The 26,035-nt window shown below is 61.6% G+C and carries 28 protein-coding genes and 1 pseudogene; 8 read left to right on the top strand and 21 right to left on the bottom strand.

Annotation, left to right across the window (positions count from 1 at the left end; translation table 11 throughout):
- Positions 1 to 487: 487 nt before the first annotated feature.
- Together ftsH and AWB68_RS49775 are read right to left on the bottom strand one after the other, a co-directional pair.
- Positions 488 to 2,389 (bottom strand): ATP-dependent zinc metalloprotease FtsH, encoded by a 1,902-nt coding sequence (ftsH, locus tag AWB68_RS31350; protein ID WP_087648201.1) that lies wholly within the window; start codon positions 2,387 to 2,389, stop codon positions 488 to 490.
- Positions 2,390 to 2,713: 324 nt separating this feature from the next.
- Positions 2,714 to 2,938, bottom strand: a pseudogene (locus AWB68_RS49775) (ISKra4-like element ISBte1 family transposase); the annotation flags it as partial.
- 116 nt (positions 2,939 to 3,054) lie between these two features.
- Here AWB68_RS49775 and AWB68_RS31360 point away from each other — a divergent pair.
- From AWB68_RS31360 to AWB68_RS31370, 3 genes are all read left to right on the top strand, one after another.
- Complete coding sequence (locus AWB68_RS31360) at positions 3,055 to 3,291, top strand: type II toxin-antitoxin system ParD family antitoxin (protein WP_087648224.1); 237 nt, start codon at positions 3,055 to 3,057, stop codon at positions 3,289 to 3,291.
- The gene (locus AWB68_RS31365) at positions 3,288 to 3,617 is read left to right on the top strand and encodes a type II toxin-antitoxin system RelE/ParE family toxin (RefSeq protein WP_087648202.1); all 330 of its coding nucleotides are present in this window, start codon (positions 3,288 to 3,290) and stop codon (positions 3,615 to 3,617) included. The genes AWB68_RS31360 and AWB68_RS31365 overlap by 4 nt, the downstream gene beginning before the upstream one ends.
- A 420-nt stretch (positions 3,618 to 4,037) precedes the next feature.
- Positions 4,038 to 4,340: a DUF4148 domain-containing protein gene (locus AWB68_RS31370; protein WP_087648203.1), complete on the top strand. Its 303-nt coding sequence runs from the start codon at positions 4,038 to 4,040 to the stop codon at positions 4,338 to 4,340.
- 240 nt (positions 4,341 to 4,580) lie between these two features.
- Here the strand turns inward: AWB68_RS31370 and AWB68_RS31375 are convergent, their stop codons facing one another.
- From AWB68_RS31375 to AWB68_RS31420, 10 genes are all read right to left on the bottom strand, one after another.
- Positions 4,581 to 5,162 (bottom strand): DUF7713 domain-containing protein, encoded by a 582-nt coding sequence (locus AWB68_RS31375; RefSeq protein ID WP_087648204.1) that lies wholly within the window; start codon positions 5,160 to 5,162, stop codon positions 4,581 to 4,583.
- A gap of 874 nt (positions 5,163 to 6,036) precedes the next feature.
- Positions 6,037 to 7,053 carry a hypothetical protein gene (locus tag AWB68_RS31380; protein ID WP_087648205.1) on the bottom strand — a complete coding sequence of 339 codons (1,017 nt, stop codon included), beginning with the start codon at positions 7,051 to 7,053 and terminating at the stop codon, positions 6,037 to 6,039.
- Between the two features lie 18 nt (positions 7,054 to 7,071).
- Positions 7,072 to 9,735 (bottom strand): DEAD/DEAH box helicase, encoded by a 2,664-nt coding sequence (locus AWB68_RS31385; RefSeq protein WP_087648206.1) that lies wholly within the window; start codon positions 9,733 to 9,735, stop codon positions 7,072 to 7,074.
- 619 nt (positions 9,736 to 10,354) lie between these two features.
- Complete coding sequence (locus AWB68_RS47035) at positions 10,355 to 10,651, bottom strand: hypothetical protein (RefSeq protein ID WP_125483098.1); 297 nt, start codon at positions 10,649 to 10,651, stop codon at positions 10,355 to 10,357.
- A gap of 442 nt (positions 10,652 to 11,093) precedes the next feature.
- Positions 11,094 to 11,417 (bottom strand): DNA-directed RNA polymerase subunit alpha C-terminal domain-containing protein, encoded by a 324-nt coding sequence (locus tag AWB68_RS31395; RefSeq protein ID WP_087648208.1) that lies wholly within the window; start codon positions 11,415 to 11,417, stop codon positions 11,094 to 11,096.
- 156 nt (positions 11,418 to 11,573) lie between these two features.
- Positions 11,574 to 12,131: a hypothetical protein gene (locus AWB68_RS47040; protein WP_125483099.1), complete on the bottom strand. Its 558-nt coding sequence runs from the start codon at positions 12,129 to 12,131 to the stop codon at positions 11,574 to 11,576.
- Positions 12,132 to 12,566: 435 nt separating this feature from the next.
- Entirely contained in the window at positions 12,567 to 12,878 is a 312-nt protein-coding gene (locus tag AWB68_RS48405) for a ProQ/FinO family protein (RefSeq protein WP_087648211.1), read from the bottom strand.
- A 227-nt stretch (positions 12,879 to 13,105) separates the two neighbouring features.
- Positions 13,106 to 13,438, bottom strand: a complete 333-nt coding sequence (locus AWB68_RS31415; protein WP_087648212.1) for a hypothetical protein — start codon at positions 13,436 to 13,438, stop codon at positions 13,106 to 13,108.
- Positions 13,435 to 13,572 (bottom strand): hypothetical protein, encoded by a 138-nt coding sequence (locus AWB68_RS48975; protein ID WP_200828841.1) that lies wholly within the window; start codon positions 13,570 to 13,572, stop codon positions 13,435 to 13,437. Before AWB68_RS48975 ends, AWB68_RS31415 begins: the two co-directional genes overlap by 4 nt.
- Positions 13,556 to 14,116, bottom strand: coding sequence for a ParA family protein (locus AWB68_RS31420; protein WP_200828842.1), 561 nt, complete (start codon positions 14,114 to 14,116; stop codon positions 13,556 to 13,558). The genes AWB68_RS48975 and AWB68_RS31420 overlap by 17 nt, the downstream gene beginning before the upstream one ends.
- Positions 14,117 to 14,284: 168 nt before the next feature.
- Here AWB68_RS31420 and AWB68_RS31425 point away from each other — a divergent pair, with 168 nt between their 5' ends.
- Genes AWB68_RS31425 through AWB68_RS31440 form a run of 4 tightly spaced genes read left to right on the top strand, consistent with a single transcriptional unit; the run spans position 14,285 to position 15,504 of the window.
- Positions 14,285 to 14,554, top strand: coding sequence for a BrnT family toxin (locus AWB68_RS31425; protein ID WP_087648213.1), 270 nt, complete (start codon positions 14,285 to 14,287; stop codon positions 14,552 to 14,554).
- A gap of 25 nt (positions 14,555 to 14,579) precedes the next feature.
- Positions 14,580 to 14,876 (top strand): BrnA antitoxin family protein, encoded by a 297-nt coding sequence (locus tag AWB68_RS31430; RefSeq protein ID WP_087648214.1) that lies wholly within the window; start codon positions 14,580 to 14,582, stop codon positions 14,874 to 14,876.
- Positions 14,876 to 15,061 (top strand): hypothetical protein, encoded by a 186-nt coding sequence (locus AWB68_RS31435; protein WP_087648215.1) that lies wholly within the window; start codon positions 14,876 to 14,878, stop codon positions 15,059 to 15,061. Before AWB68_RS31430 ends, AWB68_RS31435 begins: the two co-directional genes overlap by 1 nt.
- Before the next feature lie 47 nt (positions 15,062 to 15,108).
- The gene (locus tag AWB68_RS31440; RefSeq protein WP_087648216.1) at positions 15,109 to 15,504 is read left to right on the top strand and encodes a DUF2442 domain-containing protein; all 396 of its coding nucleotides are present in this window, start codon (positions 15,109 to 15,111) and stop codon (positions 15,502 to 15,504) included.
- Between the two features lie 256 nt (positions 15,505 to 15,760).
- Here AWB68_RS31440 and AWB68_RS31445 read toward each other — a convergent pair whose 3' ends face one another.
- The 5 genes from AWB68_RS31445 to AWB68_RS31460 all read right to left on the bottom strand — a co-directional run bounded on the left by AWB68_RS31445 (position 15,761) and on the right by AWB68_RS31460 (position 18,598).
- The gene (locus tag AWB68_RS31445) at positions 15,761 to 15,988 is read right to left on the bottom strand and encodes a hypothetical protein (protein ID WP_087648217.1); all 228 of its coding nucleotides are present in this window, start codon (positions 15,986 to 15,988) and stop codon (positions 15,761 to 15,763) included.
- A 374-nt stretch (positions 15,989 to 16,362) separates the two neighbouring features.
- Complete coding sequence (locus AWB68_RS51570) at positions 16,363 to 16,644, bottom strand: helix-turn-helix domain-containing protein (RefSeq protein WP_087648218.1); 282 nt, start codon at positions 16,642 to 16,644, stop codon at positions 16,363 to 16,365.
- Positions 16,645 to 17,019: 375 nt separating this feature from the next.
- The gene (locus AWB68_RS31455) at positions 17,020 to 17,379 is read right to left on the bottom strand and encodes a COG4315 family predicted lipoprotein (protein ID WP_087648219.1); all 360 of its coding nucleotides are present in this window, start codon (positions 17,377 to 17,379) and stop codon (positions 17,020 to 17,022) included.
- Between the two features lie 163 nt (positions 17,380 to 17,542).
- Positions 17,543 to 17,740: a Cj0069 family protein gene (locus AWB68_RS51575; RefSeq protein ID WP_200828843.1), complete on the bottom strand. Its 198-nt coding sequence runs from the start codon at positions 17,738 to 17,740 to the stop codon at positions 17,543 to 17,545.
- Positions 17,741 to 17,749: 9 nt separating this feature from the next.
- Complete coding sequence (locus AWB68_RS31460; protein ID WP_200828844.1) at positions 17,750 to 18,598, bottom strand: Cj0069 family protein; 849 nt, start codon at positions 18,596 to 18,598, stop codon at positions 17,750 to 17,752.
- A 263-nt stretch (positions 18,599 to 18,861) separates the two neighbouring features.
- Here AWB68_RS31460 and AWB68_RS31465 point away from each other — a divergent pair, with 263 nt between their 5' ends.
- Positions 18,862 to 19,557 carry an Arm DNA-binding domain-containing protein gene (locus AWB68_RS31465; RefSeq protein WP_087648220.1) on the top strand — a complete coding sequence of 232 codons (696 nt, stop codon included), beginning with the start codon at positions 18,862 to 18,864 and terminating at the stop codon, positions 19,555 to 19,557.
- Between the two features lie 46 nt (positions 19,558 to 19,603).
- Here the strand turns inward: AWB68_RS31465 and AWB68_RS31470 are convergent, their stop codons facing one another.
- The 4 genes from AWB68_RS31470 to AWB68_RS31485 form a co-directional block, all read right to left on the bottom strand.
- On the bottom strand, positions 19,604 to 22,222 hold the full coding sequence (locus AWB68_RS31470; RefSeq protein ID WP_087648221.1) for a glycosyltransferase family 2 protein: 2,619 nt from the start codon (positions 22,220 to 22,222) through the stop codon (positions 19,604 to 19,606).
- Positions 22,219 to 23,673: a UDP-glucose dehydrogenase family protein gene (locus AWB68_RS31475; RefSeq protein ID WP_087648222.1), complete on the bottom strand. Its 1,455-nt coding sequence runs from the start codon at positions 23,671 to 23,673 to the stop codon at positions 22,219 to 22,221. Before AWB68_RS31475 ends, AWB68_RS31470 begins: the two co-directional genes overlap by 4 nt.
- A 77-nt stretch (positions 23,674 to 23,750) precedes the next feature.
- Positions 23,751 to 24,737, bottom strand: a complete 987-nt coding sequence (gene galE / locus AWB68_RS31480) for a UDP-glucose 4-epimerase GalE (protein ID WP_087648225.1) — start codon at positions 24,735 to 24,737, stop codon at positions 23,751 to 23,753.
- Positions 24,738 to 24,739: 2 nt separating this feature from the next.
- Positions 24,740 to 25,735, bottom strand: a complete 996-nt coding sequence (locus AWB68_RS31485; RefSeq protein WP_087648223.1) for a UDP-glucuronic acid decarboxylase family protein — start codon at positions 25,733 to 25,735, stop codon at positions 24,740 to 24,742.
- Between the last annotated feature and the right edge of the window lie 300 nt (positions 25,736 to 26,035).

Raw genomic sequence — 26,035 nt, forward strand, 5'->3', positions numbered from 1 at the left:
AGAAGTGGTTCGCAGCGCAGCAAGGCAAGGCCGCATAACATCCTCGGTATGGGATTCGCCAAACGGGGGCAAGGTCAATTTCGATATGCTCTCGCATCGTCTTAGACAACAGTTAATTCCTTGATGAGATTCAGTAGAGCGACATCTGCGTTCAACGCCGAATCGCGCCCAATGGAGTTGCTTTCCCAAACTAAATCTAGCTTTTAGGCGTAAGCCGCTCTACCAAGAGACGCTGCAGTTCTTGAGACGTCAGGCTATCGACCATGTCGTTGATAGACTAAATTTTCTTAGTCATGCAGTGTCGATGAATAGAATTGTTGAAGACGTGCGTCTTTTACTTCAAAGCGGAGCCTGGCAAACGTTTGACGTGCGTCTTGAACGTCGACAGACCAGGTCTCCAGAAACCGTCCCTAGTTCCTTTCGGCCTCGTTCTTGACCGCTTGCGATAAAAAGCTACAGCTGAGGTCCGACCTGCGCGCACGCAAAGCTAGGGGCGGTGGACGTCAGGCTGTGCCGGCGCGTTACTCGGCTTGACCTCGGTGCCGCTGATGCCACCCGGTGGCGTATCGCCGGACGGAGGCGGCAAGTTCTTCGGCGGACGCGGCGGACGCCCTGCCATGATGTCGCTGATCTGGTCCGCGTCGATGGTTTCCCATTCGAGCAGCGCCTTGGTCATGGCTTCGACCTTGTCGCGATTGTCTTCGAGCAGCTTGCGGGCGAGCGCGTGCTGCTCATCCAGGATGCGGCGGATCTCCGCATCGACCTTCTGCTGCGTGCTTTCGGATACCGTCTTCGAGCCGAACTTGCCGAACATGCCGTCGTTTTCAGTGTCGACGTAGACCATCGTGCCGAGCACGTCCGACATGCCGTAGCGCGTCACCATGTCGCGCGCCATCTTGGTTGCGCGCTCGAAGTCGTTCGACGCCCCCGTCGACATCGAATTCAGGAACACTTCTTCCGACGCACGGCCGCCGAACAGGATCGCGATTTCCTCGAGCATCCTGTCGCGATACAGGTTCACGCGATCATGCTCCGGCAACTGCCAGGTGACGCCCAACGCCCAGCCACGCGGCATGATCGTGACCTTGTGCACGGGATCGGCGTGCGGCAGCAACTTCGCCACCACCGCGTGACCCGACTCGTGAAACGCCGTATTGCGGCGCTCTTCCTCGCGCATCACGGCCGACTTGCGCTCCGGACCCATGAAGATCTTGTCCTTCGCGTCCTCGAAATCCTGCATTTCGACAATGCGCTTACCGCGACGCGCGGCGAAAAGCGCCGCTTCGTTCACGAGATTGGCCAGGTCGGCGCCCGAAAAGCCCGGCGTGCCACGCGCGATCACCGAAGCATCGACGTCGTTCGAGATCGGCACCTTGCGCAGGTGCACCTTCATGATGTGCTCGCGACCGCGGATATCCGGAAGGCCAACATACACCTGGCGGTCGAAACGGCCCGGACGCAGCAGCGCTTTATCGAGCACGTCCGAACGGTTCGTCGCGGCGATCACGATGACGCCCGAGTTCGCCTCGAAGCCGTCCATTTCGACGAGCATCTGGTTCAGCGTCTGCTCGCGCTCGTCGTTGCCGCCGCCCATGCCGGCGCCGCGATGGCGGCCGACCGCGTCGAGTTCGTCGATGAACACGATACACGGCGCAAGCTTCTTCGCCTGCTCGAACATGTCGCGCACACGGGCCGCGCCCACGCCGACGAACATTTCCACGAAGTCCGAACCCGAGATGCTGAAAAACGGCACCTTTGCTTCGCCCGCGATGGCACGCGCCAGCAGCGTCTTACCGGTACCCGGAGGGCCGACCAGCAGCACGCCGCGCGGAATGCGGCCGCCGAGCTTCTGGAACTTCTGCGGATCGCGCAGGAAGTCGACGAGCTCCGACACTTCTTCCTTGGCTTCGTCGCAGCCCGCGACGTCGGTGAAGTTGATTGAGTTGTTGTTCTCGTCGATCAGCCGCGCTCGCGACTTCCCGAACGAAAACGCCCCGCCTTTGCCGCCCCCCTGCGACTGCCTCATCATGTAGAACCAGAAGCCGATGATCAGGATGGTGGGCCCGAGGTAGTACAGCGCCGAGACGAGCGCATTGGGTTCGTCATCAGCCTTGCCACTGACCTGGACGCCGTACTTCATCAGATCGCCAACCATCCAGATGTCCCCGGGGGACACGATCTGGTACTTCTGACCATCTGCCGGAGTGACCGTCAAGTTCCGGCCCTGAACGGTCACGGTCTTGACCTTGCCGTTCTTCGCGTCATCCATGAACTGCGAATAGGAGACACCTTCCTGGACGCGGGGCTTATCGAACTGCTTGAACACTGTAAACAGCACCAGTGCGATCACGAGCCACACTGCCGCTTTAGAGAACATATTGTTGTTCAAAGCACCACTCCCCACTCATCGACGGACACGTAATGAGCCTGCGTCTTGAACGTATTTTGATCCATCCGGTCGCGCAGTCAGCCGGTGTTCGTAGTATGGTCCGGTTTCGGACGTCGCGCACTGCCGGCAGGCTGACCCTAATTTACCCGCAGAATATTTGCGCTGTGGACGGTCACGGCGAAGTCCGATCTTCGAACAGCGGACATGGCAAGCGACCCGACAAGAAGCTGTGTCTTCGGACGAACGAATTTTGAAACAAAGAGCACGAAGTTGCGATTCCTCCAGAGCCGCGCTACAGACGACGATCCGCGCCAAAGCGGGGCGCTATTCCGCCAATGTGGTGAGCCCCGCGAGCGTCGGATACCATCGCTCGAAGCATGATCGCAACTGCTCATTCAGGACGGCTGTCCTCACCTGCAGCAGTTCCTGGGCATGAGTCAGTCGCCACGCCATTTGCTGCCGCTTCACAAAACGCTTGCTGATCACCTGGTTGACCGCCGACTCGTCGAAGCTCGCGGTGATCGGCTCGCCATGACGGTGGCGGTCTCCGCAGTGCAACTAACCTGACAGCGCCCCGCCGTCAGATCCGGGAGATTCGGAACCGGCGGATACTTGGTTCGCAGCCTATTTTGGCAAATTTTGGCAAACCTGCTATGCTGGATGCCATGACGACCATGAACATTTCCTTACCAGATGCGCTGAAATGCTTCGTTGACGAGCAGGTTAACGAGCGGGGCTATGGGACCTGCAGTGAATACGTCCGGGAACTGATCCGCCGCGATCAGCAGCGGCAGCAATTGCGCGCACTGCTTCTGGACGGTGCGGCGTCGGGAATGACGACACCGGTTAATGGGGACTATTTCGAGTCGCTGCGCACGCGCGTACGTAATGCGCGCAAATGAGGTCCAAGCCGGTTACACCTACGCACCGAGCTCGGCAAGACGTCGAAACGGAGATTGACCACTACCTCTTCGATGAAGAATCGGAGCGGGCCGCACTGGGGTTTATCGCCGCGATCGAAGAGGCGTACGTGCAGTTGGGGAGGAATCCCGCCATGGGATCTCCCCGTTACGCCTACGAACTTAATCTGCCCGGACTTCGCTCTTGGCCGCTCAAACGCTACCCGCACGTCGTTTTTTATGTAGACCGCGACGATCACGTCGAAATCTGGCGCGTGATTAACGGTGCACGAGATATCCCAGCTTGGCTGCTCAAGGAGAACGAGTAGACGCGCGCCGCCATCGGGTCCTTTTCCGAATGCGCCAAAAAGGAGTGGTCTACCGCGCAGCGGCAGGTACCGATCTCGCTGACGCTGTTCGAGCTGTGAGAATGCTTCGGATGGTAGCCAAGGAGTGTTCGGCGATTGGACTTGACGTGAGTCGCCGTTGCACCGCTCGCGCTGAATTGTGACGACAAACGGGTCTGCGAGGATGTAGCCGGTCTGGAGAACGCGAGTTTCGTCGTGCGCGAAGAGGGACGTCTGATCGTGCCTTCGGCTACGTGGACCTGTCGCTCTTCCGGATCTTTTTCAAGGAGACCGTCCTGGCGTGATTTGTTCCTAACGAGGATCGCGCGATGCGACGCAGCGTCGACATGAACGCTCTATACTTCCTGCGGAACGCATTCCTCCAAGCGACGGAGAGTTACCGTGAGAACGAAGCCAGCAAGCATTGCTCTGTCATTCCTCATGGGCGTTGTGGGAGCTTCTTTGGTCCCGGTTTCCTATGCTCAGGTTGGTAGTACGAACGCAAGTGAGGTGACGCAAGCTGCACCCACGACTAAAGCAGAGAAAAAGGCTGCGAAAAAGGAAGCGCGCGCGAAGAAGAACGCCGAGCTAAAGAAGCTTGAGGACGCAGGCTACAACCCAGGTCGAGCGAATGACCCCGACTATCCCCAGAATTTGCAGGATGCGCAGAAGAAGGCGGGGATCGGGGCGGGCGCCAGCCAGTAGGTTTTGCAGCCTGCGCGAACGCGTCAGCGCGAGCCCCGTCGAAGCATGTCGGCGATACGCCGGCCTGTCCAAAGCGAGCGACATCGGCTGGCTGATGGCTCAGTCCTTGGCGTTCGACCGCAAGGGGCTGAGATGCGTTGGAGAATCTCAGCAACAGGTTCCAATCGCCGTCACTGTCGACTCGGGCGGAGCAGTTTGATCGGAGCCGAGTTGGAGAAGACGAGGGTGGCGCGGCTGTTGTCAGGCCTCGTCACTCGGGTCGAGCATCTCAAGCCTGAACTGCCATCCTTCGAACGCTAGAAGCATCGCGCCAAGGTCTTCCCATTCGATGCGCCGTCCATCGATGATCACGCACGGCTGACTGGCGCCTTCGTCTCCGTTCGACTCGAGGCGGCCTCGAACGGTCATTTCGGCGATCTGCAGACGACCGGCATCGGCTTGCAGGTGCTTCATGCTTAAGGCCCGCTTCATCTTCTGAATCAGCTGGCCCAAGAGGGCGAACGGCTCGGAACCGGCTTCTCCAAGGATCTGAAAGCGGTAGCCTGTGGGTTCGTCGTCGGTCGCAAGCTCGAATGCCTCAAGGGAGAGCTGATCACCAAGCAGCAAACTGCGGAAGTGAAATTCGTGATCGTTGTCATCCGCATCACGGAGCCGAAGCGGTGCAAAGCTCGGATGCTCGAACCCGCGCATGTCAGCGAACTGCGCCATTTCGGTGTTGAAGCATCGACTGCAGAGCATTCGCCAAGTGCCGTCCGACCCGGCACTGACGAAGTCGTGCGCAGGTCCAGTCGCGCTACAGCGATCACATCGGGATTGCGTCATGAGAGCACCAGCTAGGCGTCGTTCCGTTCCAAGGATACCGAAATTGTCGCACGCGTTGCCGGCGCTGGGAGTCGCCTGAATTTCGGCTGCCTCACGCGCCAACCAAACCACACAGTCAATGTCACCCTCTGATGATGTCAAAGCCAGATACAGATGTCGGGGTGCGGGCTCAATAGAAATGTCCGGTTTTGTCCCTTGAAGCGCACGCTGACAGCACGCGTTTTCAAGGGACAAAACCGGACATTTCTAATGAGCTAAAACCCGACATTACTAAAAAGCTCTTACACACGAAAAGTTGATAATTGTCGGTTATGTCAATGGCGGAATCTCGATGGCGCTTTCCGTTGATCTGAAAGGTTTCCCGGGCGTCATTGGCGCGGTCGTAGCCGACGGTAATCAGGTCGGGTCATGGAGCGAAACGGGAATTCGCCGATGGGCATCCTCAGGACGGACGCAATCCCCTGATGATGTCGTTCGACGGCGGCGGGCAAAGGCAGCAATCGGGCCAGTTGCGGTCATTCGCCAGCGCTCTCAGGTGGACATTTGAACGTCGGCTACGCTCAGAAAGCTGACCTTCGTCCGCAGGGCGTCTTAGTCGGGTCATCGGCCCACTACAGGCCGTTCGCAATGTTCACGAAGCGGTCGGTCAAGTATTGAAAATACCCCAATCGTCCGGCGTCTTCAACGCGACGTTAAGGTCGAACTCGAATGATAGGCAGGTTCAACCTGGTCTGAGAAACCCTCAACCGGATATATCCGCTGATGCTCAACATAGTCCGGAGACTTCATCAGACGCCGGGCTTTCCCGCTGAAAATAATTGCGTTCGTCGAGGTCACTCGCTCCCCGCGTAGCGGTGCGAGACGGAATCGGAATTCAGCGGGGCTTACCTTTCGCCGGTCGAGCACTGGCGCGCTTCCTTGTTGCAGCCTCTTTCGGCGTTCGAGGCGAGTTCGCCGCCTTTGCTTTAGCGGCAATGACGTTGCCGGACGTTGATTTACACGGCCCGGTAGACGGCTTGACGGCCAACTTCTTGGTTACCACTTTGTTGTCCGACGCAGTCTTCGCGGTCGCGGGTGGCTTCCGAGTTGTCGAGGCAGCCGGCTTGGCCGTCTTCTTCGCTGTCACCTTAACGGCCGATGACTTGTTACGCCCGGCAGCAGGCTTCGTCGGTGGGGAAGCTTCGGCCATCTCGAGGCCAAACACATCGGCCACCAGCGCGTCGTCGAGCACCTTGCCGGTAGCCGGGCGTTTTCTCGATTTAGGCAGGCCGGCACCGACCTGACTGACGAGATCATTGGCATCGACCCGGCGCAGGGCGAAAAGGAATTCCGGTTGTTGGTCGAGCCGTGCGCCGACGCCGTATAGCACGGCAGCAACGTGCTTGCACATCGACGCCCAGTCCGGGCAACTGCACTTGAACGTGATTTCCTTCGGCGCCGGGAAAAGACCCGTGCCAGCTTTGCAGATGCGCTCCATCACGGCTGTCGAGAGCTTGCCCTGCAAGAGTTCCACGATCGAATCGATCGACCCCGAGCAATCAGCTCCGATTGCTCGCCACTGCTTTTCTGGGAACGCCGTCACGGTCACCGCGACCGTGTAGAGATTAGAGCCCATTACCTGCGCTCGGACTTCGCCTGCCGCAATCTGGAGGTCGATCACGGAGCCGTTGCGCACATAGGTACGGCCGCGCGGCAGGCGGTTGGCATAGTCGCTGTAGCCTTCCAGATTGTCGCACCAGGCCTTGCCCCAGAAGGTCTTGGCGATGGCGCCACGATACGACGCGATTGGCGACAGCTCCGCACCGCCCTTCTTCGCCTTGGCGGCGGCCCGTTCAGCCTTTTTCCTGCGCTCGGCGACCGAGACATAAGGCTTCCATACCCCGTAACCCATTGGGCTTCCTCTTGACGATCAGTTTTCTTGGGCGGCATGAACATCGAGTTTCACGAGATCGAGCAATTCGCGATCGCTCATCTCGGTGAGCAGGAGTTCCGCGCCGCCCTCCAGCACGTCCTTCACCAATTGCTGTTTCGCTTCGATCAATTGGTCAATACGCTCCTCAATCGTGCCACGGCAGATAAATTTATGCACCAGGACGTTCCTCTGCTGACCGATACGAAACGCACGGTCGGTTGCCTGATTTTCCACGGCCGGATTCCACCAGCGGTCGTAGTGGATCACGTGGGAGGCAGCGGTGAGATTCAACCCCGTCCCACCTGCCTTGAGCGAGAGCACGAAGAAAGGTGTCAGCTCATCTTCCTGGAATCGCTTGACCAGTTCGCGGCGCTTGGCCACCGGGGTGCCGCCATGGAGCACCAGACCTTCGCGGCCGAAGATTGAACCCAGAAATGCGGCAAGCGGGTCAGTGGTCTCGCGGAACTGGGTGAATACCAGCACCTTTTCCTGCTTCGCGGCGATGACTTCGGCCAGTTGGCGCAGGCGGGCGAACTTGCCGCTGTCTTCGGCCTTCCACGCCACGTCGCCTAGCCATTGCGAGGGATGGTTGCATATCTGTTTGAAGCGCATCAGGAAGCTCAGCACCACCCCCTTGCGACCGATGCCTTCGGCGTCTTCGAGCGCGGCGGCCAGATCCTTCACCGCCCGCTGGTAAAGTGCCGCCTGGCTCGGGCTCAGGTGGCACCAGGCCTTGAGTTCGGTCTTGTCCGGAAGGTCGTCGATGACCCGCTTGTCGGTTTTCAGGCGGCGCAGGATGTAGGGCCGCACGAGCGTGCGCAGCGGACCGAAGTGCTCGGCCTTCGCTAGCCGCCTAGCAAAGTTGGCGAAGACTTTGTCCGAGCCCAACAAACCGGGGTGGGTGAAATCGAAAATGGACCACAGATCGGACAATCGGTTTTCCACGGGGGTTCCAGTCAACGCGATGCGTGATTGTGCATGGAGTTGCTTGACCTGTCGCGTTTGCTTGGCACTCGGATTCTTGATCGCCTGCGCTTCATCGACGACGGCAACACGCCATTGGATGGTCCCCAGTACCGGCTGGCGAAGAAGCGAGCCAAAGCTGGTGATGACGAGATCGATGTCCGCAAGCCGCGCGGCATCCAGCGCACGCAAATCGGCCGTTGGCATGGCTGACGGATGGGCGATCAGCAGGCGTAGGTTGGGAGCGAAGCGCTCGGCCTCTGCCGCCCAATTGGCCAGCAGCGATGCGGGGGCGACAAGCAGGCTAGGCCGCGCCTCGGCGCTTTCGCGCTTCAGCACGAGCAACAGCGAGAGTACCTGCATGGTCTTGCCTAAGCCCATATCGTCCGCCAGGCACGCGCCCAGTCCGAGCCGGGTGAGCAGATACAACCACCGCACCCCGGCCTGTTGGTAGGGCCGAAGGCTGGCCTTGAGTTCCGGTCCCGGGCTGATCTGCGCCAACCCCTCCGGCTGACGCAATTCCTGCAGGATGTCGGCCAGCCAAGGCCCTGCAACAAGCTGCGACCAGTCGCGGTCAACGGGGTCGCCGCTATCGTCGAGCGACACACCCGCCAGAAGGCGTAGGGCCTCATTAAAGGGCAGACCGGCTTTCGCCGCCTTTTCCATAGCCTCGAATCGCTGGAGGAGGCGACTGAGCTTTTTGTTGTCCACCTCGACCCACCGACCACGGATAAGTTGCAAGCCGTCGGCGCCTTTGAGCAGATTCCTGACCTCGGAGGCACTCAGACGCTCGCCATCGAGGGACACCTCCATGCTGAAATCGAGCAACGCCTCCTTGCCCAACAGCGAAGGCGGCCGTGCGCCGACGCTGGCTTTCACAACGGGACGCGCAGGGCGGCCCGCCTGCCAGACGCTGGGCGTGCGAACGACAATTCCAGCGGTTTCGAGTTTGCGCAGGTCAGCGAGAAAGCGGTGGGCATCGAGCGGCGTCCAGCGCAGCGGATGGTATATCTCGCCGGCCTCCACCATGTCGCGGAGCCAATCGCAGTCTTCCGCGGCGCGCTGCACCGGCAGCAGCAGGGACAAGAGCTGCGCCTTGCTCCTGGCTCCCGAAAATTCCGCCAAAGCTTGCGACAGTGGTTGATGTTGCGCCTTGCCATGGGCCGACAAGCGCGAGGTGTAAGTCGCAAGGAAGGCGAACGGTGCCTCCGGGTCCTTGCGGTTCTCAGCGAGATTGAAATGCACCCGGCCGACGAGATTCCAGGCCGGGTGGCGCGACTTGAGGAAATCCTGCAGCGAGACTTTTGCGCTCGCCAGTTCTTGGCGCAAAGCGGTATTGATCGCGTCCCACAACGTGGCCAGCACATCTGGCGTCAAATATTCCCCGCCCATCATCGGCGGCGCATCGGCAATCAAGGCATCGAAGTCCTCTGCAGCAGGCGTGACGACCGCGATCTCGCCACCTTCGGGCGTGGCGCACAAGGCGGTGACATAGCGCGCGGCAAAATCACGCCACCAGGCCCAGGCGGGCGGGAGAATGCGGCCGATTTCCGCCGTTCCGAGATGCAGCAGGCCATGCCCCGCGCCGAGCGAAAAATAACTGCCCAGTCGCGATCGTATTTCCTCCGCCAAGAATGGCGCGTCGTCCTCCCGCACCGCAAGGAGGTGACCACCGGGCGTCAGGTGTGGCGCGAGCATCGGGGGAGCAGTCAAAAGCGCCCGTCCTCATCGCACCGTTGCTGCAAGCGCTGAAGCCGGGTGTTTTCACGGAAAGCGGCTTCGGAATCAACCAGCGCGCCCACCGGCCAAGTGCGAGCTGGGCGAAGCTCCGTATGCGCCTGATCCAATCGAGTTGCGGGGTGGACCAAGCGTCCGAGGTATGCCTTGCCGCGGCGTGGTGCATGTCGTTTCAACTGTCTTTTCATCTGCTGTAGGACAAACCTAACTGTTACGTTTCAACTCACAGAATTTCGCCCGCGGTTCCGCCGCCGGCTGACCAACCTTCAACCTTCGCGGCGGTCCCGGTGAATTTCCGAATTCTGCCAAGAAAGACAAGATTCACGATCAAAGGGTACCAAAACCTGAATCATACGAGATGGTATGCCGATGGCGGCGCCGGCCGGAGCGGCGAAAATCAGCTCGCGCGTTTGATACAAACGACTAAATGGCAGAGTGTCTCCTTTGGCCTGGACCTGCCGACCGACTCGAAGGGAGGAATGACCGTTGCACCTCGGCGAACGAAACCGCTCGCGCGGTAGGGGGCTCCGGCCGGCGCGGGTGGGTGCGATGCCGTGTGCGTCGTGCCTCGCCGGGGTGATTACTTGCGTTGAAACAGTTTGATTACGATCAACGTAAGCAAACCGATAATGATTGCCGAAGGGGACCAATCAGTAACGCCTGGTATGTTGATAAGTGCCGATTGCGCATGGTCAATCGAACCCATCAAGATTCCCAAACCAGCAACCACCGCAACCACGAGGCCGAGCGCTGCGGCAGCAACCAACTTAGAAACAGGGGCAATAACGGGCGACAGGAATTCAGGGGGACATGCTTTTTTCTCCGAACCACGATGCTTAATTGAAAGCTCATAGAAAGCATGGTCGGTCGCATGCAATGAATCGCCGCATATCGAGGCTCTACTCGAAAAGCAGCCTCGATTCAGACGTCTGCGGGCGTGGGCGCGGCGTTCGCGCGAGTCATGTGGTTTCCCCACTTTCTTTTTACCCGCAGCCCCCTATCCTTGGAGCGCGTCTCCCCAGCATGACAGGCGCATGTGTTTGAGCATTGGTCCGTTGGTTTGGGAGCCCGCCTGAAGTCCCCTGTTTGTGGCGGGCTTTTTTTTGCCCCCTTATCCTAGGAACGCATTCCCGTTGTCTCCTCTGTTGTAGCGTTAATGCCCGCCCGATTACCCTATGGCGGGCTTTGTCGCTCATCAGTTCGCGCCCGGCAGCGGCGCCGCAGGGGCAGCAGGCGGCCTCAGGACAAGAAAAAAGCCCGCCGGAAGCGGGGCGGGCTTTTTAAGAGGTTTACGCCCGGACCAAGGGCGTACATCAAGGTTACCCCTTCGAGAGCGCGGCGTGTGCGCGTCGGCCCGCAGATCGAGGACGAACCCTAAGACGAGCGCGCGGCTCGGGTTTCTCCCCGGCGAGCGTCAGGCCGAGCGACGACAGCAGGGAGTCGAGCTCGCTCATACCGACATCGCCCAAGCCGGGCATGGCCTGCAAGGTCGAGCGCGGCAGCGCGCAAAGTTGCGTGATGGTGCGCACGTTGGATCGACTGAGCGCGTTGGCGGTGCGCCGGGAGACATAGGAGCGGACAAACTTACCGTCCAGACTCGCCGTATACGGCACGTCGGGGTTGGTTGGCACCGAGTAAGCCATCGTGACCCCCCTTGCGGGTTAGTGGGCGTCGCCAGTCATTTCACGTTTTACCACTCCCGGACGTGACGTAGGTCGCGCGCTACGCGGCAGGTCAACGTCGCGCCATCGTGGCATCGAGCCCGGCCACGCTTGCCGCGAGCGATTCGACCGCGCCCCTCAGCCTGTCGAGGCCCGCATCGAGTCTGTCGACGCTTGCTTCAAGCCGATCGAGGCTCGCGTCGAATCGGTCGAGGCGCGCGTTGAGCCTGTCGAATCGTTCACTCCAACGTTGCTCGCGCTCGGACGCCAGAGCGTTTTGTCGATCAAACTGCGCCCGGATGAACTCGCGCAGATCGGCTTCGCACATGGCTTAGGCCTCGCGCGGTCTTTCGTGGGTTTCGCGACGGGCTTCGTCTTGCCCTTGGGCTTGGCCGGTGGTTTCGCGGTAAGCTGCCCGAGCAGTCCGGCGGTCACCTGGCTTGAGTAGCGCGGCCGGGGGATGGATTGCGCGCGGAGAGAGCGCGGCGGCGGCATCGGCGGCGGCAGCGGGCGAGCGGGCGGCGTCGGCGGTGGCGTCGGCGGTTCAGCGTCGGGCCACGGGATGCGAGCCGCCACCGCCGCCAGCAGTTCGCCAAGGTACCGCTCGCGACAAACGCCCGCGACCAGCGCGGCGCGGGAAAGCTTCGTGATCGTCGTCGAATCGACCCATGCAATGACCGGCGCGATGGAGGACAAGGTCTTCTCCGGTTGTCACCCGGCATTCAGCATATGAGTCAAACCCGCGCCAGTAAAGCGTGCAGCGCCTGACTGCCATCGGCGGCGTCCCGTAAAGGCTCACCGCGATCAGGGAGGAAAGCGCGGTCGGACGCCGGTCTGCGGGCGTGGGCGCGGAGCCGTGATCGGTCATCCGAGCGTCAGAAAAGCGAGTTTGCAGAAAAAAGGGCGGCAGGCTCAGCAGGCGTTCGCACACGCCCTCGGCGTGAGGGGAGTGGTGCGCTCCTACGGTCCAGAGCTCGCCAGCGGCACCTGCGGCGCCTGCCACGCGGCAGAGGAGACGCGTGCTGGAGTTGTCGTCCCGCTTGGCGAAAACGGCACGGCCCGCCGTCTTTTCAGACGTGCGGGCCGTTTGTTCGCGTGCCGCTGCTTTCGGAGGCTGCGTCGCAGGCGATTTCAAGCGGCGCTGGTTTCGACAGGTTCAGCTTTCTTCTGACGCTTCCTGAGTGTGGCCGCCGCTGCTGCCACGTGTTCGGCCGATACCGGCTCGGTTGGCTGTCCATCCAAGCCGATCCGAAACCCGCCAGCGGCCAGTGCGGCGATGTAGGCATCAGAGGTACACCACGCGCTCAGGGCAAGTCGCAATGGAACGGCGGTCACCACCAGCGTGCCCGCCCGCCTCGCCCCGGTAAGCTCCTTTGCAATGCCTAGCGCCAGGGGGACAGGGTGGCTGAAAAGAGCCGGATAGGCAGCCCGCAAAATTGCCATCGCCGCCTCACCCTTCTCCCTGTTGCGTCGGTGACGATCGACCGGACTGAGCGCGGTTTGTCGCTTTGGCGTCGGCGTCGGTGCTGGCGGTGCAGGCGTCGGTGCTGGCGTCGCTGGCGGGGGTGCTGCTGGAGCCGATGCTGGCGCTGCTGGGGCAGCGCGTTTCTTCAGCGTGAGCGTCGGTCGTGTCGATGTCGTCGTTTGCATGGTCAATGGGTCGATGGTCGTCAGTCTTGCTTCTTGAGCGCGTCGAGCGCGTCTTCAAACACTTTACCGAGCGGCACGCCGCGCTTGTCCGCGAGCTCGTACAGCAGCGCGACTGCTTCCGGTGTCGTCTTAATGTTGACCTGTTGGTTACGACCGGTCGCGTTGCGCCGCGCGGCTTTTCGCACCGGCTTTTCGGGCCGACGGCTCGACAAGTCCTGTTCCTGCGCGATCTGCTCGATCGCCGCGCGGTCGACAGCGGGTTTGGCCGTGCGAGTCCGCGGCTTAAAGCTGGACAGGTCGGGCTTCGGCTCGGCGCTGGCAAGGTTCTCGAAGGGGTTGGAACGTGTGCTCATGTGGCGACCGGCTCGGTGGCGTTGAGAGTAGCGATGACCTCGCGCATCAGGGCTTCCGCATTGGCGACCGCCTTCGGCACGTTGGCGACCTCGGATGCGTCCAGATGTTCAAGCGTCTCATTGAAAGCGAACATCGCACGAAACGCCTCGCGCTCGTGAAACTCGGTTTCGAGCATCGGCACACCCGCCTCGCGCAGCGACGGGGCGATGTGCGTCATGGTCCGGGTGCGGATCGCCGGTGCTGGTGCGCGTGAAAAGGACTGCGTGGGGGACCTTGCGACGGGACATTCTCTGCTGCTGTGCGATCACGACTAGCGCGCGGCTTGCCTGATCCGCGTCGAGGTTCGACGGCTGCATCGGAATAATGACGAGGCTTGCCTGACTGACCGCCAGGAGCGCGATTTTCGCCGCAGTGCCTTCGAGGTCGACGATGACAAAGGGTGTCGTCGACGCGGCCGCGTCAATGACGTCGAGAATCGACTCCTCGTGGACATTCGACACGATCGAAAGGTTCTCCGGGCAGTGCGCGCCGGTCCCCCACTTCCTGAGCGGCCGATTTGGATTGGCGTCGATCATGGTGACGGCCGCGCCGTGCTTGGCGAACTGAGTGCCGAGCACGAGCGAAGCTGTGGTCTTGCCAACGCCGCCCTTGGGGCTGATGAAAACGATGGCGGGCACGGCGCCCTCCCTCAAAATGATGGTACTAGAAGATACTAGCTACTAAATAGGAGCTTATAGTATCGACTAGTACTAGAGAGCGCGAAGGCTGCTGCGACGACTACGAGAAACCGAAAATCGCTGCACGCCATCCTTGCTATCGCAACTTTTTGCATCCACAATAAGTCGATGGATATCGCATTCGATCCCGATAAGGACGCCATCAACCGAGCCAAGCACGGGATATCGCTGGCAGAAGCAGCGCGGATCGACTGGGACAGCCTGCGCTATGAGATCGATGAACGGCATGACTACCGCGAGACTCGGTATCGCGGTTATGGACTGATCGACGGCCGCTTGTACGCCGTCGTCTTCACGTTCCGAGACGGTGCGATGCGCGTCATCAATCTTCGCAAGGCAAACAACCGGGAGCAACGAACCTATGCCGGACACGATTAAAACCCGTTCAGGCCGAACGCTCATCATGAACACGCCCGAGGAAGATGCCGAGATCCAGCGCGGCATCGACGCCGATCCGGACAACCCCGAATGGACGGCGGAGGAAATGGCACGCGCGCGCCCTTTCTCGGAGCTCATCGCGCAAAAGCGCATGGGCCGCCCGCCGAAGGACAGCCCGAAAGAACAGGTATCGGTTCGATACGACGCGGACATCCTCGCCGCATTCCGCGCGACTGGCGACGGCTGGCAAACGCGCATGAACGACGCGCTACGAACCTATCTCGCGGAACATCCACTGACTGCGACTGAACGAGGGTGCTGATGGAAGCCCGCACCGATGAGAAGCGGATCGCGCAAATGCAGCGCATCAATGATCGCCTGCTGGACGACATCGAGCGTCAGCAGAATGAGCCGAAGTGGATGCCGTTTGTTCGCGACGTCGCGACGTTCGTAGCCTGGGACGCGCTGTTTCTCGGCGCCGTTCTGGTCGCGCGGCACTTCGTCTGATGCCAGGCTGCCGGTGCGGCGCGATGTGCCGCCTTGGAGGAAATACCATGGCCGTTATCACTGACGAAGAAATCGCTGCCGCGCGCAAGGCAGGCGAGGATGTCGGCCCCTGCGCGATTGCTGCGTATTACTTCGCGGATCGCTCGCTCGGCGTCGAGCTGGATAACGGTGTCATGCTCCGCGTACCGGTCAGCCTGATCCAGGGGCTCGGCGAGGCGAGCGACGAGGCGCTCGCGGCGATCGAGATTTCGCCGGTCGGCTGGAGTCTGCACTTCCCGGCAATCGATGCGGACGTCTATGTCCCGTCGCTCTTTCGCGGGATCTACGGCTCGTGCGCATGGATGCGCGAGCTGGGCCGCCGCACGTCGCCGGCCAAGGCGGCCGCAGCACGCGAGAACGGCAAGAAGGGCGGCCGGCCGCGTAAAGCAGAGGTGCACGCATGAGCAGAAGCCGCAAAAAACCCCGATTTTCCCCCATACGACCAGCACCAGCGAAGCCGCCGACAAAGCGGCATGGCACCGACGGCATCGCGCCAAGGAGCGTGTTCGCCTGCTGACCGAAGGACAGAACTACCTGGAGCGAAGCCATCGCGAGAATAGCAACGCGGCGACCTTCGACAAGGACGGCAAACACTATTACGCACCAGGTGTCGGCACGCCAGCGATGCGCAAATGATGACAACGCGTTCGCTTAAGATCGCTAGCCCGCCACGGGATCAGCTCTGGTGGCAACGAAGCCGACGGTGGCGAAGGCGTGGCGCACTTCGGGACGCGCGCGGTATTCGCTCGACGCCTGAATCAGATCCAGCGCGACGCCGCACAGTTCGTCAAGCTGCGTGTCCGTCGGGAACGTGAGCACGGCGCGGCCATAACTGTCTGCGATGGTTTCGCGCGCTTGCTCTTCGGCGTCGCGGACCACCTCAATCAAGCGGGCGTCGTTCGATTCCTGGGCAACCGCCTTGACTGCGGCCCACTGTGCGCGGCGCGTGAGCGAAACCGATACTTATCTCTTACTGAACATGCGAGCGATGAACTTGAACAAAGATAGCCCTCAGTTTGTTCGTTTGTTTTCGGGCTACCTGCTGACCTCAAAATATGAGGGTAATCTCAGGAGTTGCATGAGAAGCATAGTAATCGGGCTGCCGCTATTTCGGTGTAGACAACCGCCCACCCAACCGCCGGAAGTCGAAATAGGTAAGACGATATGTCGACTGTTAGCGTGGAACGAATTGCCGACGTCCTGCGTGAGTTCGTTGCTGCGCTGAGGGGTTGATATGCACTTCAGATACGTGGTTTATAAGATCAACTGTTCCGAACGGAATCCGCACCGAAATTTGTCATCCGGAAGTCAGGACCAAGGGCCGCGTTTCGTGCGAAACGTGCTGGGTCGGGTCGGTCGGATATCAGGGTGAGCACGACCCGCCAGCAAACGCTTTGTAGGCAAAGCTTCTCGGGGCGGCGGCCCGCGCTACGGCGAGCGGCGCTGAGCGCTTCAGCACGCACCGATGCGTAGCCGGCAGGAGCGCTGTTTCGCCTCAGTTCACGGCTCACGGTGGCCGGGGAGCGCCTGAGTATTCGGGCCATGGCCCGAATACTCACATCCTGTAGCCGCAGGCTTGCGACGCGAGGCGTTCTTCAGGTCGAAGCTGTTGGTACGAAGTTTGGTCGGGCATTGCGACACCTTATACGAGTAGGTGTTGCATTTCGCTTTTGAGGCCGCCAGGCGATGAGGGCGTGAGGCCCGTACGGGGTTGTTGAGCCTTTGCGATGTGTTCGCCTGTGATTTGATGTTCGGGATGCCGCAATCGAAAAGCCGCGACCTGCGCCGAGCCAGGTTTCGTCAATTCACTGTGGCTACGCGTTTTGACACGCTCTGGGCCAGTTCCGGTCGTTCGGCCGGTTATTGTCAATGACCGCTGACCGACACGTTGCGGCCAGTCGGAGTCGACGAGCCGCCAGTTATCGGAGTCTTACGGCGTGCCAGACTTCGTTAAGGCCGTCGCCGGAACGATCGCCGGGTTTTTTGTCCATGAGACCGCGATACAATGGCTTTCCCCTGAACGCCCATTGCGATCGACCATTCGGCGCGAGCGTCAAGGTCAGCTCCCCTGATGGCTTGTCACCTGGCGCCGCTAAGGCTGGTGGGAAATTTCGCTCGCAGTCGCCTTCGCAGAATTTGGCATCGGGCAATCCTTTTCCGTCGAATACGTACAGGGTCATCCCGTGTCCGTCGACAAGCATGCCGCTACTTACGTGCGGGGGAGCGGCGAGCGCCGAAGTCGCGGCCAGGAGTCCCGTCAGCATCAAAAGCGCTTTCATGTCCAATCTCCTCTGTTTGCACCGTTAATCGAACTGACACTCACCAGCGAGCCATCAATCTCAGCACTGGATGTCCCGCGACACCGTTTTGCGAGGGCTCCGATTACGATTTTGGCTGCACAAATTACGCTGCTCATCACCTAATGGAACCCCAGTTCGATGGCTATTTTTTACGCAGACGTTCACTCACGAGGCGAGCAATGGCCGCCGGGGCCTGGTCCGGTATGGCGAAAACTGAGCTGACGTTGATCTCACAGAGTATGTAGGTATCTTCGCCCGATTCGGTGCGTGGCCCATACAGAAAGTCAGCATCCCAGATGATCGGCAGCAAAGCGCTGTCGATGTTCAGGAGATCAATCATTTGCGGCGTTCATTCGAGTTGCATCTTCGCTCTGAGGGCCCGGAACGGCTCGGCCGAGGCGGGGTGCATGATACGTGGCCCGGGCTGCGCAGCGTCAGAGTCAGGTCCTTCCGGTGGCGGCGGTATCAGCGCCTTGATCAACTGGTGTCCAAACCCGACAACCTTGTCTGCTCCCATGTAGCAGCGAATCATGCCGTCGGGCAGGCGTGACTGAAAGGGTTGGTCAACAATGCAGCCATCGGGCGTGATGTATGCCTCGCAGCGCGCCATGAAATCGTGAAGCGTTGTCTCTTCAGGCACGCTTCCTCGGCGGGCATGCAGAACTCGAACCAATACGGTGTCGCTGCCGGTCGGCGAGATTTGCTCGACTCTCCAGACCCCTTGACCACCATTGCCCCTGTTTTGCTTGAGCACGCGCGGTCCTGCTGATTCAAGCCGGGACGGGAACTCGGACTGGAACGCAGATCTGCTGCGATAGAGATGGGTATCCGCTCCCCAGCCGAGATGCCTGGTGCGATGTAGAACCTCCTTGACGCCCATTTTCAAGATAACGTCGGGGTGGGCGCTGACCCAGGGTCCGCGCGACGCCACCTCCCGCAACATCGCGTCGAGAACGACTCGGGTCTGTCCGTCGTGAATCGGGTCGACCCATACCAGTACGCCATCGACATTCAGGAGTTGCTCACGCACTTCGTCCACCATCTCGTCTGAATAGACAGCGGGTTGCGCCTCGATACCGATCGCTGTCAGTTCTTCGAAGATGCGATAAAAGCGATTATTCGCCGGTGTGGCACTTTTACGCACCTCATGATCGCCGCGCCAAAGTACGGCCACCCTAGCCGTTTCAGTTTGACCCATCTCATCCTCCGAACTTGCCTGCATGCAGGCGTCGCTTAAGCGCAAACGACTTCGCGACCAGCCGGGTTGGCACTACGCATTCCGAATGCGGAAGACAGGCCATTTCCTGAAGTTGACCGAAGTTGATGTAGGCACCAGAAAGCTTGTAGATAAAGGGTTTCGGCGCTGTTGTTCGCATATCGGCGTTTACCGAGATTGACCATTTACCCTAAAATCTGCCTACACAGTGCTTACACGGCGCGTGTAGGCACTGGACAAGGGCAATGGCAAAAGAGAATTTCACAGGGGCGCGCATCGCGGCCTACCGGTGCGAGCCCGGCAAGCGGCAAAGCTTTTTTTGGGACGCCAAGGTGTCGGGCCTTGGCTTTCGCGTGACGGCGAGCGGCGCGAAAGCGTACATATTCGAGCGTCGTCTGCACGGTAAATCCGTACGCATCACGATTGGCGGCCCCGACCATTGGACCCTCGACGCGGCGCGCGACAAGGCGGCGGAGTTGGGCGTGGCGATGGACAACGGCGATGACCCGCGCGAACAGGAACAAGAGAAACGTGCCGCCGCCGAGGACAAGCGCGCCGCGCGACACCGCGAGCAAGCCACGACGGCCGAGGCGTGGCAAGCCTATCTGGAACACTTGCGCACGACGATTTCCCCCAAAACCAAACAACCGCGCTCACCACGCTATCTGGCCGACCATAAGGCGTTGGCCGCGCTCGGGGGCGAACCGCTCAAGCGGGGCAAGGGAACAACCGTGCGCGGGCCGCTCGCTGACTTGCTGGAAATGAAATTGTCGGACCTGAGCGCGAAAGCGGTGGCCGCGTGGCTGGAAAACGAGGCGCGCGAGCGTCCGACCAATGCCGCGCACGCGTACCGGCTTTTGAAAGCGTTTATCCGGTGGACGGCGGGACAGGACGGAATAGTGCCTTTCTCGCTAATCACTTCGGCACGGCGCGGACGTTGAGAAACCCGCATGACCCGCGAGCTTCGCACCTCTTTCCGACGGCGTGCTAGTTCGCCGGTTCCAGCAGGCCGAGCAGCGTCGGCGGCAGTCGCCAGTCCGGCGTGTGCAAGAGCGGCCATGCACCCGGCGAATCCGGCGAGTTGAAGTAGACGATGGCCGTGAGGGTCGGCATGTGCGGCAGCACGTCGCGCAAGGCTGTCAACACCGCACGCTGGCGCTCCGGAGTGCCTTCCACGCCCAGTTCCGCTACGATCACCGGCAAGCCGTACTTCTGAACGCGCGCGTACTTCTCCCGCAGGATCGCGGTCGCCGATGGTGCGCCTTCGTTCGCACCCTGCGCGCACGTCGGGCAATCGAAGACCGACAGGCCCACTTCGTCGGCATAGCCGCGTCCCGGGAAATACGCGGGCAACGACGTATCGCCGCGCGGCGACCAGACGAAACTCAAGAGCTTCGAGCCAGCGCGGCACCGGTCGACGAAATGCCGGTAAGCGGCGATATAACCCGACGGATCGTTCGCGGCCCACGGATAGCGGCCGGTCGCGGTTTCCATTTCGTGGGCCCAGCGCACCTGCACGTCCGAATCGAGCGAACGCAGCGCGCTGCACACGCCGTCGATCTCCGCGTCGTAGGCGCCGAGCGTCACGTCGCGCAGCAGCGTATGCGAGTTGCGCGATGCGGCCGGCCACGGTTCGACTGTCACCATCAGGGTGCGCTTGTGCAGGCTCGCGTAGTTGCCGGCGTCGTGGATCGCAGCGGGCGCACCGGGATCGGACCAGGACACGAAGATATGCTCGATGTCGAGCGTATCGGCGAGCGTATAGGCGTGGTCCGGATCGTAGGCGCCGATCTTCGGCGGCTCCGCGGCCACCGCGGGCGTGATGGCATCGCTGCGCCACATCAGCGCTTCGATGCCCTGACCGAGCCGCAGATAACCGGCCACGAGCAGCACGAGCGCTGCCGTGACGAACAGGCCACGCCGCGCGAGCGGACCTTCGGCGAGCAGCAGCCCGAGCGTTGATCTAAGATGCCCGCTTTCGCGCGCATGCGCCACCACGACTACGATCGCGATGGCAATGTACACGAAGGCATTGAGCATCGACATCAAGTAAAAGCCGCGAGCGTTGTCGGCATCATCGACGAGCAGGACCGGCAGCGCGCAGAGCAGCACGAGCCACAGATACGGCGCGACGACGCGCATGGGCGCGACCGGATCGGCGGCCGCGGTCTTCGGCGTCACGCGAAACGCGAACTCGCGTCCGCGCACACAGTCGAGCGCCGCCGACGCCACGCCCAGCAGCGACCACGGCCAGCGTGCGAAGAGGAACGCGAGCGCTTCCCACGATATGACGTTCGCATTGTGCGGGCGCAGGCAGCCCGTGGTTTTCACCCAGGCCATCAGCAGCAGGATACTCGCCGTCACCGGAGCCGCGTGCAGCAGGTAATCTGTATAGGGCACGTCCGCCCAGACGCGATGCGTGAGGAGCGCGATGACCGGCATCGTGACGCTCGCCGCCATCGTCAGCGAGAAGAGCGGATACCAGAGCTGCGCAAACAGAAACTGCCCCTTCAGGCGCAACGGCAGGCGGCCGAAGTACGTCGACGTATAGCGGAACAGGATCACAGCGAGGCTCTTCGACCACTGGAACTCCTGCGTAACCATGTCCGCGAACGTGCGGGGACCGTCGCCGCTCGCAATCGCGTCGAGCGCGTGCACGCCCCTCCAGCCGTGGGCGTTCATCATCAGCGTGGTCGAGTGATCCTCTGCGAGCTCGGGGCCAAGACCGCCGATGTCCTGCAGCGCGCGCGCGCGCACCGCATAATGCGAGCCGATGCAAAGCGGCGCCAGCCCGCCGTTATGCCCCGCCTGCAGTGCGCCGTGCAGTGCCGCTTCCGCGTGCAGCCGGCCGCGCGCCGCCCAGCTTTCGGGCGCGTTGCTGTCGCAGATGCTCGGAGCCGACACGTAGCCGACGTTCGGATCGGCGAACGGACGCAGCATCGCTTCGAGGTAGCCCGGCTGCGGAACATGGTCCGCGTCGAGCTGCGCGACGAAATCATAGTTCGCATAGCCGAAGTGGTCGTAGAAGTAGGCGAGATTGCCCTCCTTGCAGCGCGTGCGCCGGGGCCACGACGCATTGTGGTAATCGGCCACGTCCTTGCGCGTCGAGAGACGCACGTCGTGACGCGCGCACCAGTCGATCGTCTCGGCGGACGGATCTTCATCGGCGAGCCAGGTGTCGTGCGGATAGGACTGCGCGAGCATGGCGAGCAGCGTTGTCTGCACGATCGAGAAGGGTTCCGACGGCGCCTTCGTTACCACCATCGCCACACGGAGACCCGCGGGAATCGCTCGCGCGCGATTGGGCACACGGGCGCGCGAGAACACCAGCACGAAGTAGCCTGGGATGACGGTGGTCCAGAAGAGCACCGCGCAGTTCGCCGCGTAGCGAAATGCATCGACGTTGTGTTGCGGCTGCAGCCACCACGCCCAGAACCCGAGGAGGCTCAGCAGCCAGCATGCCGCCAGCACGGTAAAAGAGATGCGTTGCCTTCCGGACAGCAAGGGCACGAGGTAGGGCGCGGCGAGGTTCGGCGTTTCCGCCTCGCTCGCCGGGCGGCCACGCTCCGCCTCCAGTTGCTCGGGACGGGTGACCGGCGTGCTCATACGGCCTCGCTTGCTTCGACAGTGGCAAGAACTTCCCCGCGCGCTTCGTGATGCGCAGATTTCGCCGGCACGACGAACGGAGCAGGCGTGCGCCGAGCGCGCCGTTCGGTGGCGGGCGCGCGTCGCCTGCTCACGGTCTTGCGCCCGATGCGCACATACTGGTGGAAGCCGCTTTCGCGCACGGCGTTTTCGTCGAACAGATTGCGCAGGTCGACCATCACCGGGTCGGCCATATAGTCGGCCAGCTCGCCGAGATCGCACTCGGTGAAGTCTTTCCAGTCCGTCAGGATCACGAGCGCGTCCGCGCTGCGCGCCGCGCCGACCGCCGTCGCCGCCACGCCGATGTTCGGCAGCATGCGCGCGGCTTCGGCCGGGCGGGACGGATCATACGCATGAACCTTCGCGCCGCGCTCTTCGAGCATCTGGATCAGGCCGACGCTCGGGCTTTCGCGCATGTCGTCCGTCTGGCCCTTGAAGGTGAGGCCGAACACGGCGAGCCGCTTGCCCGCGACCGAACCGCCGCACGCCGCTTCGATCTTGTCGAACATGACCGTCTTGCGGCGCGAGTTCGCTTCGATCGCCGCCTCGACGATGCGCATCGGCACGATATGCTCGAAGGCCATCGCCTTCAGTGCGCGCGTGTCCTTCGGGAAGCACGAGCCGCCCCAGCCGGGACCGGCCTTCAGGAACGCCGCGCCGATACGCCGGTCCAGACCGATGCCTGCCGCGACGCGATCGACGTCCGCGCCGACGACCTCGCACAGATCCGCGATCTCGTTGATGTAGCTGATCTTCACGGCGAGGAACGCGTTGGCCGCGTATTTGATGACCTCGGCCGTTTCGATTTCGGTGGCGAGCACTTCATAGCCGTTCTGTGCGAGCGGCGCGTAGATGCGGCGCATGATGGCGGCGGCGGCTTCGCTGTCGGTGCCGAACACGACGCGATCCGGATGCATGAAGTCCTCGATCGCCGAGCCTTCACGCAGGAACTCGGGGTTCGACGCCACCGCGAACGATTGTCCCGGCGCGAGGCAACGCTCGGCCACGCGCTGCACTTCGCGATTCGTGCCGACGGGCACCGTCGATTTGGTCACGAGCACCGTGAACTGGTCGATGTTCGGCGCGACTTGCTCGGCCACCGCCATCACATAGCTCAGGTCCGCGCGGTCCGTGCCCGGATGCGAGGGCGTGCCGACCGCGATGAACACCGCTTCGCGTCCCTTCACGCTCGCCGCGAGGTCGAGGCTGAAGCGAAGGTTGCCGCGCTTGGCGTTGCGGCTGACGAGTTCGTCGAGACCCGGTTCGTAGATCGGAATGCGGCCGTTGTTCAGTGCATCGATCTTGGACGGATCGTTGTCGATGCAGATCACGTCATGTCCCAGTTCGGCCAGGCACGCGCCACTCACCAGTCCGACGTAGCCGGTCCCCACGATTGCAATATGTACGCTCATTTTGTTGCTCCCTGATTCTTTTGATTGATGCTTTCTGGTCTGTGTTGATCTTCTTCTGCCCGTTGTGCGTCGCGCGTTCAGGCGTCGGCCGGGCTATCTGTTTCGATGAACCACTTCGCCGCTGTTTCGACCATCGGCCCGATGCCCGTGTATTGCGGCTTCCATCCGAGCACGCGCTGCGCTTTATCCGCCTGTGCGTAGAGCGCGGGCGGGTCGCCCGCGCGTCGTGCCGCACGCATCGCGTTCACGGGCTTGCCGGTTGCGGCGTGCACCGCCTCGAGCAATTCGAGCACCGACGTGCCGCGGCCCGTCGCGAGGTTGAATGCGCCGCTGTCGCCGCCTTGCAGCAGGTGAACCATCGCACGCAGATGTGCATCCGCGAGATCGTTGACGTGCACGTAGTCACGCACGGCGGAGCCATCGGGCGTCGGGTAGTCGGTGCCCATCACCTTGAAGGCGGCAGCCGTGCCGAGCGCGGCGCCGATCGCGAGCGGAATCGCGTGCGTTTCGGGAGCGTGACGCTCGCCGAGCTCGCCTTCGGGATCGGCGCCCGCCGCGTTGAAGTAACGCAGTGCGATCCAGCGCAGGCCGTATGCGCGTTCGTAGTCGGCGGCCATGCGTTCCGTGATGAGTTTCGTGAAGCCGTACGGGTTCACCGGCTGTTGCGGCGTGTCCTCGGTGATGGGCAACACGGCGGGAATGCCGTAGGTCGCGCAACTCGACGACAGCACGATGCGCGATACATCGTGACGGCGCATCGCGTCGAGCAGCGATTGCGTGCCGCCGACATTCACGCGGTAATAGCTCGCCGGGTCCTGCATCGACACGCCCACATAGGCGAGGGCGGCGAAGTGAATCACGATGTCGGGGCGATGCGTCTCGAAGGCGGCGTCGAGCGCATCGGCATCGAGCAGATCGCCGACACACAGCGGGCCCCACCTGACCGCGTCCGCGTGACCCGTCGAGAGATTGTCGAAAACGATGGGCGTATGACCTGCACGCGCCAGCATCTTGCACGTATGGCTGCCGATATATCCGGCACCCCCGGTAACGAGTGCTTTCATGATCAGCATTCCTCCACGAGCGGCGTGAGCCAGAGCTCGGCGCTGAAATAGGCAATCGTGGACGAGAGTCCTTCGCGCAGCGGAATCTGCGGCTTCCAGCCGAGCAGCGATTGCGCGATGCCGATATCGGGACGGCGCTGCTTCGGATCGTCGACTGGAAGCGGTTTGTTCGTGAGCGTCGACGACGTGCCCGTGATGCCGATCACCAGTTCCGCGAGCTCGCGCATCGTAAATTCGCCAGGATTGCCGAGATTGACCGGACCTTGCGGCGCTTCGGGCGCGCGCATGATGCGGAAGAATCCTTCGACGAGATCGTCGACGAAACAGAAGGAACGCGTTTGGGAACCGTCGCCATAGATCTCGAGCGGAGCGCCGCGCAGTGCCTGCACTACGAAATTCGAGACGACGCGTCCGTCCTGCGGGTCCATGCGCGGACCATAGGTGTTGAAGATGCGCGCGACGCGCACATCGGTGCCGTACGTGCGGCGATAGTCGAAGCACAGCGTTTCCGCGGCGCGCTTGCCTTCGTCGTAGCATGCGCGCGGACCGATGGGATTCACCTTACCGCGATACGACTCCGTCTGCGGATGCACCTCGGGGTCGCCATACACTTCGCTCGTCGACGCCTGAAAGACGCGTGCGCCTGTGTCGTAGGCGAGATCGAGACAGTTCTTCATGCCCATCACGTTCGTGAGCATCGTGTGAACGGGATCGACCTGATAGGTCGGCGGGGAAGCCGGGCAGGCCAGGTTCCAGATCTCCGACACGTCGATCTGCGGCAACGACACGGAGATATCCGCTTCGATCAACGTGAAGCACGGTGATGCCCTTAAATGTGCGATATTGGCGCGCCGGCCGGTCATGAAGTTGTCGACACAGACGACGTGCTTGCCTTCCCGCACGAGGCGGTCGCACACGTGGCTGCCCAGGAATCCCGCGCCTCCCGCTACCATCACAAGTGGCCGATCGCTCGTTTTACTAATTAATGTCGTAGTCATCGTGGTCTTTTGTGGGAAAGAACGAGGAGGGCGACGGCAATAAGGGAAAGCTTGTTCATTTTGAAAGTACCAATTGCATTGAAAGGGCTTGGGTTTGTGGGTGCGTTGGTCTGTCGCGCAGCCCAGATTGCCATGGAGGAAATCGGGGAATGATGAGTGCCTGACCGCGTAGGACATCGCGCGACGTAACGAAGTTGATACATTAAGTTACATGTCGTTACAATAGATCCTTACGCTTTAGATCGTTGACAGGAGCTGTACAACAATTTCACGTCGCTTCTAAGAGTCTAAGAGTCGAAT

This window comes from Caballeronia choica (assembly GCF_001544535.1).
GTDB classification, from domain to species: Bacteria; Pseudomonadota; Gammaproteobacteria; order Burkholderiales; family Burkholderiaceae; genus Caballeronia; species Caballeronia choica.